Raw genomic sequence first — 13790 nt, 5'->3', positions numbered from 1 at the left:
GATGAACAGCGATCGCTGCCCCAATAATCTCCTTAGATAAATCATTAGCCCTCTCATCCATAACCTTAGTGTCCTTCGTGCCTTTGTGGTTAATCCCCTTAGTGTCCTTCGTGCCTTTGTGGTTAATTCCCTTAGTGTCCTTCGTGCCTTTGTGGTTAATTCCCTTAGTGTCCTTCGTGCCTTTGTGGTTAATCCCCTTAGTGTCCTTCGTAGTGAATGGGTGCGGACAGTTCGCTCAACTCACTGACCACGATGCGCTTCTACTATTGGGAAAATAATATGATTGTAGCGGTGAATTGGCTTCGCCCTCTTTTCATAACTTCTGCTTATCACCATAAGTGGGAGAGGGTCACACATATTGAGATGCACCTAAAAAATGAGTCTAAAACTTTACTTTTTGCGTCATGGTGAAACCACAGCCAGTCAAACTGGTAGTTTTTGCGGTCGATTAGACTTGGAACTAACCCCGGCCGGCTATGAAATGGCCAAGGATTTCGCTCTTGCCTATCGAGATGTGCCTTGGACAGGGATCTATTCTAGTCCCCTCAAGCGCACCATGGCCACCGCCACCCCTGTAAGTGATCTCTTAGGTATTCCCATCCACAAACGGGAAGGATTAAAAGAGATTGCCTACGGCCAATGGGAGGGAAAAACCGCAGCTGAGGTTAATCAGGAGTTTCATGATGATTATGTGCGCTGGTTAGCAGATCCGGGCTGGAATTCTCCCACGGGAGGCGAAAAAGGCATCGATATCGCTCGTCGCAGTTCGGAAGTGTTAGAGGAAATCGACCATAATCACGATGATGGCCATATTTTGATCGTTTCCCATAAAGCAACGATCCGAATCGTGTTATGTTCTCTTTTAGGCATTGATATCGGCCGTTATCGCGATCGAATTGCCATGCCCGTGGCCTCGCTGACGATCGTCGAATTAGCCGAACACGGTCCCCTCTTTCAAGTCATCGGCGATCGCTCTCACCTCCGCAATGACCTGCGCTCGCGAGCGGGAACCTAACCAGTCAACAGTAACCAGGGAAGCCCCGGATTTGGTCTCCTGAAAAACTATGTGCTTGATGTTATATTTTCTACGACACGGACAAACGGCCTATAGCAAAACGGGAGGATACTGTGGTACTCCAGAAAATGACCCCGGTTTGACTGCCGAAGGCATCGAAATGGCGGAGGAATTTGCCGATGTCTATCGTTCCTTACCTTGGCGCGCGGCCTACGTCAGTCCCCTCCAAAGAGCTATTCAAACCGCTAAACCTCTCTGTGAAGCGGTGGGACTGAAATTAGAAATCCGCCAGGGATTACAAGAGATCGGTTATGGTCTTTGGGAAGGTATGCACCCCAACGATATCGACCGTCAATATCATGATCTCTATGTGCGTTGGTTGACGGATCCGGCTTGGAATGCTCCCCCCAACGGGGAAAGGGGTATCGATATCGCCCGTCGTTCTGCAGCCGTTTTGGAGGAAATCGAACACACCCACAGTGATGGCAATATCCTGATCGTTTCCCACAAGGCCACCATCCGAATCATGCTCTGTAGTCTGATGGGTATCGATGTGGGCCGTTATCGCGATCGGTTTGAAATGCCCGTGGCCGCTGTCAGTATCGTCGAATTAGGCAGTCGTGGCCCGCTTTTCCATGGTATTGGTTTACGTTCCCACCTCAGTGAGTACCTGCGTTCTCTTCCTTGCACCTAATCAGTTATCAGTTATCAGTTATCAGTGATCACTGATCAGATGTCAGTTTTCATACTCAATCCGGTTATTAAAAACTGATTATCTATTCCCTCTTTTGCCTTTTGCCTTTTGCCTCTTGCCTTTTGCCTGTCCTGATATGTAGCCTATACTCAACGGATTTAGTATCAGGTCACTGATTACTGTTTACTGTTTACTGGACGGCTACGCCGTGCCTTTGGCAACACTGAAAATACTCCCCACTCCCCATTTATGACCAAAATCCATCACTTTGAGCTATTACCTTCCACTAATACTAAAGCGTGGCAATTATTAGAATCGGGGGAAAATCCGCCTTTTGTGGTGACTGCTAGTCAACAAAGTGCCGGGAGGGGACAATGGGGACGGGAGTGGATTTCTGAACCGGGAGGATTATATTTATCTTTGGCGTTAAATCTGGATTTAGAGGTGGATAAATCTGCCCATCTCGTCCTCGCTACAGTTTGGGGCATCGCTCATCATCTCAATTGTCAAGAAATACCTGTTAAAATCAAATGGCCGAATGATTTAGTCCTATTGGGGCGCAAACTAGGGGGAATTAACCTAGAAACCCGTATTCAGGGTCAAAACATCCCCCAAGCAGTCATCGGAGTGGGCCTCAATTGGGCCAATCCTGTCCCCCCCACGGGTATTAATTTACAAGCTTTTACTGGCAATAAAATCACCTCGATCGCTCAATTAACCTCTCTCACCAGTGATGCTATCCTACACGGCTATGAATATTACTGTAATCACGGTATAAAAGCTCTACTAGCCTCCTATTTAGAACTTTTTGATAATTTTGGTCAAAAAATAGTTTTCGATGGCTATCAGGGCATAATAACGGGGGTAAGCGATCGAGGGGAATTAAAAGTTAAATTAACCTCGGACAATGCCAGTAGCGAAATCTATATACCGGCCGGTAGGGTCAGTCTCGGCTATAATCAAGTCTAAATATTTTTTTGACTAAACTGTGAGAAGTGAGGCCGCCCTATGTATCCTTCATCGGTGATATTGAAACTTTTTCTAGGAAAATCCTTAAAAAAGAAGCTGAGTTTATGCAGTGGTCTCGGTTTAGTGGTCAGCGGTCTGATCACTCTTGCTCCCAATGCGATCGCTAATTCCGAAACTGGCAGCGAAACCCCAGTAGTGGAAAATGCCGCCCCCACCCTAAAAGCCCCCGTTATCAAAGAAAATACTAATCCCGCCCCCCGTCTGGCTATCCCCGAAAACCATCAAACCGATATGCCCACCCTTGCCCCCCGGGCTGGCGGTAAAAATAATTTTATCGATACTAGAAACTTTAACCCCCCCAGTTCCGTTGTTGTCACCGAGCGCCGCAGTGGTTGCCAAACGATCGCCCAAAATGGTCAACTGGTAGGAGGTAGCTGTAATCTGGCGGCCCGGGCCTCCCGTCGTCAGCCGGTCAGCACTGTGGCCAAACCCTTACCCCCGGTTAATCTGGCCCGGGTACGTCTCAATCCTAATCCGGCCGTGCGAGTAGGACGGCAGCCCCGAAATCAGCCGGTTATCGCTAATAATTCCCTGGGTCGTTATGCCCCCACTCTCGTGGCCTCTAGCGCCCCGGTACGTCTGGCTGCCCCCACGGTGATTCCCAGTCAGGTGGTAGCCCTCAATCCCCCGGAATGGAATGGCGTAAAATTGGCTTTAGCCCCAGTGACTCGCGCAGAAGTGGAGGCCATCAGCGAAGCGACCACCTATGAGCGGGCCACCCGTTTAAGTCCCACGGATTCTAACCCAACTCAACGCACCGATTTACTCTTTCCCCTCGCTCTTCCCGCCCAAATTACCTCGGTTTTCGGGTGGCGAAATCATCCAGTCAGAGGGAATCGGGCCATGCACGCGGGTACTGATTTAGGCGCACCGATGGGAACACCTGTATTAGCCGCCTACGCGGGGGAAGTGGCCACCGCCGACTGGTTGGGAGGTTACGGATTAACGGTGATTTTACGTCACCTCGATGGTAGTCAAGAATCTCGTTATGCCCACCTTTCGGAAATCACCGTCAAACCGGGAGAATGGGTGGAACAGGGTGCGGTTATCGGTCGCGTGGGTAGTACGGGACTTTCTACCGGTCCTCACCTACACTTTGAATGGCGACACCTAACCGAACAGGGTTGGACCGCCGTAGATGCCGGTTTACATCTAGAATTAGCCCTCGATAATCTGGTGCAGAGAATGCAAATGGCCGCGGCCACTGACCCTAATCAGAATTGATTTGTTTTGGGTTACAACTATAGCGTTTTTTGGAGCTTAAAAACGCATCGTTGAGCTTTTGCCCAATTGATGCGTTTCCATACATTCGCAGTCTTAAGTAGTTGGAAAAAAGTAAAGTTAACTGTGGGGTAAGGAGTCGGTCGTCAGGAGACAGGAGACGGGAGACGGGATACACGCTAAGATAAAAATAATAAACTTGAGAGAAGCACTTGATTAAATATGACTCTAACTGACGTTGAAGTAAATCCCTCGACTCCAGAAGATTTTTTAGATTCTGAAACATTAGTACGGGTCGATTTAATGCAGCAAAAGATTCAACAATATTTACAAACCCTATCAGTAGAAAATTTAAAGATGATTCTAGAATTTGCCGCTTATTTGTCAGATAAAGAAAGTGAAAAGGCAACGCAAGAAATTAGAGCAATCCCGAATATTATGGAACATTTGAAAGAAGCTGAAATGGATTTACAATCAGGTTGCCTTATTGATTGGGAAAGCTGAGGTGACTCATAAAGTCCGTTTGACAGCTAAAGCAAATAAAGTTTATTCTGAAGCGGATCCAATCTTAAAAAAGAAGATTGCTAAGTGTTTAAAACTCCTTCAAGAAACACCGAATAATTATCCTCAAACTAAAGCATTAAAGGGAGAATTTGCTGGGAAGTATCGCTTCCGCGTTGGAGACTGAGTAACGCACAGAAAACGGGTTTCTCCGAGAAACCCGTTTTCTACTCATGCAAAAGGCTTCGGCCGTGAGCTTTTGCCGAACGGCAAAACGGAGAATAAATAATCAGTTTTTAATAACTGGATTTAGTATCAGTCAGGAGGCGGGAGTTTCAGGCTTTGCTGTCCTCTTTTTTTGTACTAATTTTTGTCCTACAAGAGTGGTAATGCAAGGTTTTTGAAGCTGCCAATTTTGGACTGAGAACCCTACCAGGCGGTTATTTCGGGTATTTCAACCCTATTTGATGCCTAAACATTTCGCAGTTATGGGAAACGCTGTAACTTAGATGGTTAACCTTTCGAGCAGAGGTTGTAGGGCCTCTTCATAACTCCGCCACCGCTCAACCGAGCGCTTATATATCGGTTGCCTTACTTGAGTAACACTGGCAGTACGCACTAAGCGATCGGTTTTATGGAACTGCATACAAGCATCATCCCATTCTAATCCGATAAAATCCAGGAGCCGAACCGTTTGCGCCGTTTGCTGGTCAACCGTTTCCTCATAGTCAATTTCCAACATGGGAACCGGCAAAACGCGCCGCCAATGTTCCATAATCCGCCAATATTGCTGAATGCGTTCGGCAATATGAGTTAAGTCGAACGCCCAGCGAATAGACTTAAACTGAGTCATCCAACAGGAAACCGCCACATCCCGCACATCGCGGCGACAATGGATAATCTTGGCATTGGGAAAAGCAGTGACAATCCAGCCCAAAAGACTGTAATTGTCGGGCATTTTATCGACAATTCTCTGGATATTCTCCCTCTCTGTCCCTGCTTTGGTAAGCAGTTGTTCTAACTGTGCCAGATGCCAATCGGCCAGGTGAAGAATCTGAGGTTGACCAAGCTGCTGGAGGCAGTTCCAGACGGTTGTACTGCCGGGATGCCCCATCAGTGCCGGTAGGCTGTTAAAGCAATTACCGGCAAAGTTGCGCTCACCGGCCCCAAATACTTGGGGATGGCTGGCGAGAATCTGCTCCGTCAGAGTAGTGCCGCTGCGGGGCATCCCGACGATGAAAACGGGGGCAGTAGAGGGATTGCCCATCCCCTGAGTGCGCTGGAAAAATTCGGGGGTGAAGTGGGCGATTAATTGGTCGATATATTGGGCATAATCATCGGGATTGTAATCCCAACCTCGCTCCTGCTTGTAGGCGGTGTGTAGTTTGTTGGCAGCGATCGCATGGGTGGCGGCCTGGGCGTAGTTCTTACAACCGTCGTAGTAGTGGGCGAGGCCAAAATGAAGCGCCGACTGTGTGCCTTCTCTGGCCCACTTGGCCTCGAGTAAATTTTCCATCTGTTGAGCATCCTCTGGCGGCAGTTTCCCCCGCAAATTCTGGGCTAAATTGACCAGGGCGGGAATGCAGTTAGGATTGACGGCCAGGGCCTCGCGGTTGGCGGCGTTGGCGCTCTCCACATCCCCAGCAGAGGCGAGAATGCTGGCTAGATGCGCCCGCAAGCCGGCATTTTCGGGCTTGAGTTCTACTGCTCGATAGGCCACCGCGACTGCCTCTTCTGCGTCGCCATCTTCCCAGAGAGCTTGGCTGAGTCCTGAATAGGCCTCGCCATAGTCGGAATGCTGCTCGATAATTTCTTGGTAGCGAGTGATGGCGGTGGCACTATCCCCTAAATCGAGAATCGCCCCGGCGAAGGCACAACGGCTGTCAAGGCGCTCTGGTTCAATTGCCAGGGCCTTATCGTACCAAGTGAGAGCCTGTGGCAATTCGCTGACTTCCTGCCAAATCTGACCGATTAGGGTGCAGAGCATGGCAGAATCGGGATTGAGATCGTAAGCTTTGCCATAGGCATCCATGGCCGCTTCCAACTGTCCCAAGGTGCGGAAGACGGTTCCCAAATTCATCCAAGCTTGACCATTTTTCCCTTCGGATTCCGCTGCCAGGCGGCAATATTCTAGGGCGCGTTCCGGTTGCCCGACTGCCAATAAAGTTAGTCCAAAATTGCCCATGGCGTGGGGCAAGTCGGGAGAAAGATGGAGAGCTTGTTCGTAAGCCTCGATCGCCGCACGAACCCGCCCTAATTCCCGCAAGGCATCGGCTCGGTAGGCGTGCAGTAGAGCCTGTTCTGGGGCGATCGCGAGCGCCTGTTCGTAGGTTGTCAGCGCTTTCTCGTACTGCTCCGAGGCAAAGTAGGTACTGGCGAGGGTAGTTAGGGCATTGGGGTAGTTGGGACGCAGTTTTAAGGCTTTTTGACAGGCGGAAATTGCTTCGTTATAGCGGTGACTCTGGCGGTAAGCTGCGCCTAAGTTGCACTGGTAAATCGGTTCGCTGGGTTTTAATTTTACTGCTCTCTGTAATAGTCGGACGGCTTGTTCTTTTTCTCCTTGGTTGAGGGCAATTAACCCCGATAGATTGAGCGCACCGTGATGATTAGGATTACTGCTGAGGAGTTGATCTGCGATCGCCGCCGCTTCCTGAAGGCGACCTGTCCGCAGGCGATCGAATCCAGTTTCAATGGTTATACCGGTTGTTTTTGTAGATTTAGAGCGCATAGTAGTATGGTTATAGCATAAGCCAGAAAACGGGTTTCTCATCAACAACCCAGAAACCCGCTTTCTTAAAGAAAGCGGGTTTCTGGGAAGAAAACGGGTTTCTTTAAGAAACCCGTTTTCTTTAAGGGTTTCTTCGTTTGATCTTAGACAACAACCCAAAACCTAGTAAACTTCCCAATCCTATGAGGCTAGAAGGTTCAGGAGTAGCAACGGGTGGCTGTTGTTGCACCCAGTTGGCAGTCTCCTCAATCTGGGTGGGCGACAAACCCGCCAGCAAGCCAGCGGCTCCCAAAGTACTCAAGTCATTGAAAACCGGAGTACCTGCCTGGGCAGCGGCTAAACTATCGTTAAAGTTAACGAACCACATCAGGCTCTTAGTCTCTCCAGGGGCAAGGCTCAAAGTCCAGATATCCGCAAAGATATCGACGGAATTATTAAAGTCCTCACTCGGTACCGCCGGAGTGGAAGAGGCAAGTTGCCCCCCCGGCCCGAAGCGCACGAAAGTTAGAAAGGGATCGTCATCAGCTGGACCATCAGAGGTAATGAACCAACGGTCGAGGGCCGACTGGAAGGCGTTGTCTCCCGTGCTGCTGTCCTCAATCGTACAATCACCATCACAACCCAAGTCACCGCCATAGGCGATCTCGGCTGAGAGGAGATTGGCGGTGGTGTTGGTGAAGGTACCAAACACGCGCAGAGTGGGGCTGTCAGCACTCATGAAGTAGTCCAGGCTGGTGTTGATGCCGCCGATGCTGACGGGGCTGATGGTGTTGAGGAAGGTTCCCGCCCCAGTGGTGGTCAGATCCACCTCGTCATTGGGCTGGTTGAAGGCTGCTCCGTTGACGGTGATGCCACCGAAACCGTCAAAGGCATCGGTTCGCCCGTTGACAATCGCCGCAGAACTTATGCCATAGGCACTGCTTCCCGTTGCACCGGGAAGCTTGGTAAGGGGAGTGTTGACAATGCTGTTGTCGATACTAGAATATACAACCCCCCCCTGAGTCACTGTCTGACTCAGACTGACCACTGCCGCTTGTGCGGGGGCAGCCGCAGCCAGCATCATGCCCGCACCCGCCGCTAGGGCGATGGGTGCCAGTTTCAGCTTGTCGAAGGCGCTATTTTTTAGTTTTGTATTCATGATTGCTTTATTAAGATAACGATAAATTTATTTGCGATCGCAGATTTTTCCAGTCGGGTCAAGTCACTGCGCCATCTAAGCGTAAAGCTCGCTTCCGAAACTACCATCTCCCCCCCCCCGAACTGTATCATAAGATACGGTTTTAATAAAATCTTTAGAAAGCGGGTTTCTTTAAGAAACCCGCTTTCTCATCAAGAAACCCGCTTTCTCCGCTTTCTCATCATCAACTCAGAAAGCGGGTTTCTCATCATCAACTCAGAAACCCGCTTTCTCATCATCAACTCAGAAACCCGCTTTCTCATCATCAACTCAGAAACCCGCTTTCTCATCATCAACTCAGAAACCCGCTTTCTCATCAAGAAACCCGCTTTCTTCAAGAAAGCGGGTTTCTCTTAGCTTAGAATAGTAAGCCAGAGAAAGCTGTTTTCTAGAGATAAGATAAATATGCCCTATCGTCAGAATATCTTTCAAGCAGGACAATACTACCATATCTATAATCGCGGCAATAACCGTGAAGATATCTTCTTTGAGCGAGAAAATTATCTTTTTTTTCTGCGATTGGTGCGTAAATATCTGGTAAAAACGCTAGATGTTATTGCCTATTGCTTGATGCCCAACCACTATCACCTGCTAATACAGCTGAAAAAAGCCGAGCTTTCTGCGGTAATGCAAGCCTTTTCCCTGTCTTATACCAAAGCCATAAATCGGCGATATGGGCGAGTTGGCTCATTGTTTCAAGGGCGGTTTCAGGCAATTCTAGTAAATGATACAGAGTATTTATTAAATTTGTCGAGGTATATTCACTGTAATCCAGTGAAAGCGGGTTTGGTGAGTCAGCCACAGGAATGGGAATTCTCCAGTTTTCGCGAATATGTGGGATGGAGAGAAGGAACACTACCCAATCTGGAAATTATTGTCGCGATTTTAGGCTCGATGGCTGCTTGTCGTTCATTTATGATGATGGATATAGATGTCATCTCTCCAGAGTTAAAGGGGCTGCTGTTAGATGAGTAAGGCTTCAAAGAGATCCAGAAAACGGGTTTCTTAGAGAAACCCGTTTTCTCGTCAACAACCCAGAAACCCGCTTTCTTATCAACTCAGAAACCCGTTTTCTGAGAATATAATGTGCTTAAATTAGATAATTTCTAAGCCATGAGAACGAAACCAGATAAAGATTTACCCCAAGGGACTAAAATCGGCAACAATGCGCAGTTAGAGGCTTCCATAACAGCAGAGCAAAAGCAACTGATGGAGATGGCTGCCTTTTTACGGGGACAGAACTTGACTGAATTTATGGTGTCAGTTTTGGCTGAGGCAGCTATGCAAACGATCAAAGATAGCCAATTGGTAGAATTAACCGAACGCGATCAATTCGTTTTTGTCGAGGCCCTGTTAAATCCCCCCGCTCCCTCCGAGCAAGCTCAAGCAGACGCTCAATGGTACGAGCAAATGATGAATAAATAGTTGCTAGATTTGTGTTAAATTCGGAATCTGTTGATTTTTGTCTAGAAACTCTCGAAAGCCATCACAATCGGGCGGCTTTTAGCTGTGGTAACGAACAACTGGATCGCTACTTGCACGACCTCGCTACCCAAGATAAGAAGCGAAACATTGCCATTCCCTACGTTCTCGTTGACCGAGAACGCGAAAAAATCATGGGCTACTATCCTGAGATCAGAAAAGATGCTAGAAAGCAGTTTTAAGAAACCCAGAAACCCGCTTTCTTTAAGAAAGCGGGTTTCTTCAAGAAACCCGCTTTCTAATCTCTTAAGCCGCTAAACTGAGAATAGCTGCCTGTCTTGACTCTCATTTCTCAGATTGTAAAATAATGCAAATTTATCTTGACTATAGCGCCACTACCCCCACTCATCCCCAAGTGATCGAGCGGGTTGCCACTATTCTCCGGCATCATTGGGGCAATCCCTCCAGTTTACACAGTTGGGGACAGGATACGGCGACAGTCATCGAAATGGCCAGAGAACAGGTAGCAGGGTTAATTAATGCCAATCCAGACCAGATTATCTTCACTTCTGGCGGCACGGAAGCCGATAATTTAGCAATTATCGGGGTTGCTCAACAGTATAACCGCCCCCGTCATATAATTATTTCTAGTGTGGAACATTCGGCGATCGCTGAACCCTGTAAACAATTAGAGCAGCAAGGTTGGCAAATTACTCGTCTTCCTGTCAATCGTCAAGGTAGGGTGAATCCTTTAGACCTAAAAGCCGCAATTCAAAGCGATACGGTCTTAATTTCTATTATTTACGGACAAAGCGAGGTGGGAACCCTACAACCGATTGAAGAATTGGGCAGCATTGCCAGGGAAAGGGGTGTTCTTTTTCACACCGATGCGGTGCAGGTGGCGGCAAGATGCGATATTGATGTGCGGAAACTGCCCATAGATTTATTATCTCTTTCTAGCCATAAAATTTATGGAATGCAAGGAGCGGGGGCTTTATACATCAGAGCAGGTGTCGATATTTTACCATTACTGCGGGGCGGTGGTCAGGAAAAAGGCCTGCGATCGGGAACCCAAGCCGTACCAGTGATCGCATCTTTGGGTTTAGCGGCCGAATTAGCCCAAAAAGACTTAATTAGCGAAAAAATGCGTTTAATAGCCCTACGAGATCGATTATTTGACCTCTTAGCCGATTATCCTTATCTGCTGCCCACAGGGGACCGATTCTATCGTTTACCCCACCACGTCAGCTTTATTGTCCGTCCCGACGATGACAGTCAGATCACGGGAAAACAGCTAGTTCGTCAGCTTAATTTAGCAGGAATCGGCATTAGTTCCGGATCCGCCTGTCATAGTGGCAAACTTTCCCCTAGTCCAATTTTAAAAGCTATGGGCTACAGCGATCGAGAGGCACTAGCGGGAATTCGTTTAACCCTGGGAAGGGACACCAGCGCCGCCGATATTGATTGGACTGCTCTAGTATTAAAACAAGTGATCGATCGCTGTTTATCTGCTTTAATTGTAAGCAAGAGTTAGTTTATGCCTCAAATTGTCCTTCAATCAAGATAATTTCGCCAAAATCGGGAATCCATGCCACCCAACGTCCCTGATCCTGTTCACAGAGTAGTAGCGCTTCATCAAAGCTGTAGGGAGAGGGAAGCATTCTTAGTTGTACCCATGTACTCGCTTGGGGACAAGTAACAACGGCAGTAGTGCGGGATTGTAGCAAGGACATACACAGATCACCCTGATAATTCTGTATCTAAATTTACAAACAAACCGATGACTGTGGGTAACTTTGTTTTAAATCTTTACCTTTTCATTGGTAATTTGAGAAAAAATCTCTCTCTCTTACCCACGGTTTTCGACTACCAATCCTAGTTATGATCTTTACTGGTAAATGATAGTTAATAACTGGTAATGGTAAGTTCTTTCCCTCACAGCTATAAAATCGCCGTCATCGGTGACGTTCACGACCAATGGGAAATAGAAGATAATTTAGCACTAGAAGCTTTACAAGTGGATTTAGCCCTATTTGTCGGCGATTTTGGCAATGAATCCCTAGAAATTGTCGGTCGGATTGCTAGTTTGTCCTTACCAAAAGCCGTTATTCTCGGTAATCATGACGCTTGGTATAGCGCCACCCCCTGGGGACGAAAACAATGTCCCTATGATCGCAATCAAGAAGATCGTGTCACCGCCCAGTTAGAATTATTGGGGGTTGCTCATGTGGGTTACTCAAAACTAGACCTACCCAGTTTACAGCTTTCGATTGTTGGGGGTCGTCCCTTTACTTGGGGAGGATCCGAGTGGAAAAATGGAGAATTTTTGCAAGAACGCTATAATATCAGCAGTTTTGCCGAATCTACTGCCAAAATTATCGCTAATATTCAAGATACTGCCTATAATAACCTGATTTTTTTGGGTCACAATGGTCCAGCCGGACTGGGAGAGGAAGCGGAAGCTATCTGTGGTCGCGATTGGCAACCCTTGGGAGGGGACCACGGGGATCCGGATTTAGCGGCGGCCATCGAACAAGCACAGCTATTAGGAAAACAGGTTTCTCTCGTCAGTTTCGGTCATATGCACCACCGTCTCCGTCATACTACTTCCCGTTTACGCAATCCCGTGGTCACTTCCGAGATGGGAACCGTTTATCTGAATGCTGCTAGTGTCCCTCGCATTCTCCACTCTGATACGGGTAAATCTCGCAATTTTTCCCTAGTCACTCTTGAAGAAGGTCTAGTCACAGAAGCATCTTTAATCTGGTTGAACGATAATTTCGAGATTATCAGTAATAGAAAACTTTATCACTCCGGGTCGTCAATCGATCGCCTATCTCCCCAATCTTGTTATTCTTAATTTACCTCTCCCCATACCCCACTTCCTATGGATAGTTAATTTTTTGAGCAATTAGAGGTAAAGCAAGAGCGATAGTAACACTAACAATCATACCGATAAAAGCTTTCAAGGCATCCCCTAAAACCAGTTTACCCGTGGCGGCTAAATTAGGGGTTTCTCTGGTTAAAGTCAGAGAAATTTCTCGACCTCCTAATAAACCTAAAAATACCCAAGTGGTACTCATGGGAATATGATTATAGCCAACAAAAAACAGTAAAATTAAGCCATAAATTAAGTTAATAATTGTTGCAGAACGCGGATCATGGGCGTTAGTTTTGCTAGTGACAATTTTTTCGATTTGACCACCTTGATTAATAAAAATGATAGTTTGCAGGAGTAGCATAACTGTTAGAGATAAAACTAACCATGTTGCCGCCAAGTTTCTGGGAAGATAGGCGAAAATATTAGCAAAATCTTGCATTAACCATTGACTCCAGAGAAACCCAGTGGATAACCATTGTAAAACTACCCAGATTTTTTGAGGTTCTTTATTAACTGTTTCTAGGAAAAATTTTTCTAATCGATAAATAATTCGATAGATGACTAACCCCACTATAACAGCAATGGCATAACCCCAAGCGGATTTAACTAACATTTCATCTAGAGATTGGGGAGCAAAAACTGTTAAAACCAAAAAGGTTGTACTCACTGGTATTCCCCAAGTGGTGAGAATTAAAATTGCTAAGGGAGGAACGATATAAATCCAAGTAAAATTTTCTGGGAAGGGAATCATTTCTAGTCGATTATAAGCCACATCTCCCTGATTAATGTACCAACCAGCGATAAAAATCGAAGCTAAGATTATGCTGGAATACAGCCACAAAATCCACCAAGGACGTTTTTCATTGGCACTTAAAAAAGTACCTAAAGTTTGTAGGGAATCGTTAGCAACAATCGCATAAGCTGATAGAATAAAGCCAGCAATCATAAAAAAATTACTCATAGACAGTGGGAATTATGACTCTCTTATTCTTTGTGTGATCAGTTTAACTTACTATAGAAGCGATCAATCTTTGTGTCCTCTGTGTCTCTGTGGTTCTTTCCACTCGGTCTCGCGTAGCGAGCGCGTTGCGACCGCCAGCAGGACTGTATCTTAGAATACAT

The 13790-nt window shown here is 47.0% G+C and carries 16 protein-coding genes; 12 read left to right on the top strand and 4 right to left on the bottom strand.

Features of this window, described 5'->3' with window-relative positions; all coding sequences use genetic code 11:
- Nucleotides 1-85: 85 nt before the first annotated feature.
- The 7 genes from MiAbW_RS19610 (at nt 86) to MiAbW_RS13365 (ending at nt 4647) form a co-directional block, all read left to right on the top strand.
- The gene (locus tag MiAbW_RS19610) at nt 86-247 is read left to right on the top strand and encodes a hypothetical protein (RefSeq protein WP_172967375.1); all 162 of its coding nucleotides are present in this window, start codon (nt 86-88) and stop codon (nt 245-247) included.
- Nucleotides 248-376: 129 nt separating this feature from the next.
- Nucleotides 377-1015 carry a histidine phosphatase family protein gene (locus tag MiAbW_RS13395; protein ID WP_151696512.1) on the top strand — a complete coding sequence of 213 codons (639 nt, stop codon included), beginning with the start codon at nt 377-379 and terminating at the stop codon, nt 1013-1015.
- A 49-nt stretch (nt 1016-1064) separates the two neighbouring features.
- Nucleotides 1065-1709, top strand: coding sequence for a histidine phosphatase family protein (locus MiAbW_RS13390; protein ID WP_002759710.1), 645 nt, complete (start codon nt 1065-1067; stop codon nt 1707-1709).
- Between the two features lie 249 nt (nt 1710-1958).
- The gene (locus MiAbW_RS13385; protein WP_151696511.1) at nt 1959-2678 is read left to right on the top strand and encodes a biotin--[acetyl-CoA-carboxylase] ligase; all 720 of its coding nucleotides are present in this window, start codon (nt 1959-1961) and stop codon (nt 2676-2678) included.
- A 39-nt stretch (nt 2679-2717) separates the two neighbouring features.
- Nucleotides 2718-3962, top strand: coding sequence for a M23 family metallopeptidase (locus MiAbW_RS13380; RefSeq protein ID WP_151696510.1), 1245 nt, complete (start codon nt 2718-2720; stop codon nt 3960-3962).
- A 219-nt stretch (nt 3963-4181) separates the two neighbouring features.
- A complete protein-coding gene (locus tag MiAbW_RS13370) occupies nt 4182-4463 on the top strand; it encodes a hypothetical protein (RefSeq protein WP_151696508.1) in 282 nt (93 codons plus the stop codon).
- 1 nt (nt 4464) lies between these two features.
- A complete protein-coding gene (locus MiAbW_RS13365) occupies nt 4465-4647 on the top strand; it encodes a type II toxin-antitoxin system RelE family toxin (protein WP_238707289.1) in 183 nt (60 codons plus the stop codon).
- A gap of 318 nt (nt 4648-4965) precedes the next feature.
- On the opposite strand, the gene MiAbW_RS13360 is transcribed toward MiAbW_RS13365, so the two are convergent.
- Nucleotides 4966-7188, bottom strand: a complete 2223-nt coding sequence (locus tag MiAbW_RS13360; protein WP_151696507.1) for a tetratricopeptide repeat-containing sulfotransferase family protein — start codon at nt 7186-7188, stop codon at nt 4966-4968.
- Nucleotides 7189-7309: 121 nt separating this feature from the next.
- Nucleotides 7310-8326 carry a PEP-CTERM sorting domain-containing protein gene (locus tag MiAbW_RS13355; RefSeq protein WP_151696506.1) on the bottom strand — a complete coding sequence of 339 codons (1017 nt, stop codon included), beginning with the start codon at nt 8324-8326 and terminating at the stop codon, nt 7310-7312.
- A 444-nt stretch (nt 8327-8770) separates the two neighbouring features.
- On the opposite strand from MiAbW_RS13355, the gene MiAbW_RS13350 reads away from it, so the two are divergent.
- From MiAbW_RS13350 to MiAbW_RS13335, 4 genes are all read left to right on the top strand, one after another.
- Entirely contained in the window at nt 8771-9340 is a 570-nt protein-coding gene (locus tag MiAbW_RS13350; protein ID WP_151696505.1) for an REP-associated tyrosine transposase, read from the top strand.
- Between the two features lie 138 nt (nt 9341-9478).
- Complete coding sequence (locus MiAbW_RS13345) at nt 9479-9790, top strand: type II toxin-antitoxin system TacA family antitoxin (protein WP_151696504.1); 312 nt, start codon at nt 9479-9481, stop codon at nt 9788-9790.
- 11 nt (nt 9791-9801) lie between these two features.
- Nucleotides 9802-10029 (top strand): hypothetical protein, encoded by a 228-nt coding sequence (locus tag MiAbW_RS13340; RefSeq protein ID WP_238707288.1) that lies wholly within the window; start codon nt 9802-9804, stop codon nt 10027-10029.
- A gap of 125 nt (nt 10030-10154) precedes the next feature.
- Entirely contained in the window at nt 10155-11321 is a 1167-nt protein-coding gene (locus tag MiAbW_RS13335) for a cysteine desulfurase family protein (RefSeq protein ID WP_151696503.1), read from the top strand.
- A gap of 1 nt (nt 11322) precedes the next feature.
- On the opposite strand, the gene MiAbW_RS13330 is transcribed toward MiAbW_RS13335, so the two are convergent.
- Complete coding sequence (locus tag MiAbW_RS13330; RefSeq protein WP_151696502.1) at nt 11323-11520, bottom strand: hypothetical protein; 198 nt, start codon at nt 11518-11520, stop codon at nt 11323-11325.
- 185 nt (nt 11521-11705) lie between these two features.
- Here MiAbW_RS13330 and MiAbW_RS13325 point away from each other — a divergent pair, with 185 nt between their 5' ends.
- Nucleotides 11706-12647 (top strand): TIGR04168 family protein, encoded by a 942-nt coding sequence (locus MiAbW_RS13325; protein ID WP_151696501.1) that lies wholly within the window; start codon nt 11706-11708, stop codon nt 12645-12647.
- A 25-nt stretch (nt 12648-12672) separates the two neighbouring features.
- On the opposite strand, the gene MiAbW_RS13320 is transcribed toward MiAbW_RS13325, so the two are convergent.
- The gene (locus MiAbW_RS13320) at nt 12673-13614 is read right to left on the bottom strand and encodes a hypothetical protein (protein ID WP_151696514.1); all 942 of its coding nucleotides are present in this window, start codon (nt 13612-13614) and stop codon (nt 12673-12675) included.
- Nucleotides 13615-13790 lie beyond the last annotated feature (176 nt).

The organism is Microcystis aeruginosa NIES-4325, from assembly GCF_008974145.1.
Taxonomy (GTDB): Bacteria; Cyanobacteriota; Cyanobacteriia; order Cyanobacteriales; family Microcystaceae; genus Microcystis; species Microcystis aeruginosa_G.
The sequence above is the reverse complement of the archived record's forward strand: the minus strand, read 5'-3'. Positions and strand labels throughout refer to the sequence as shown.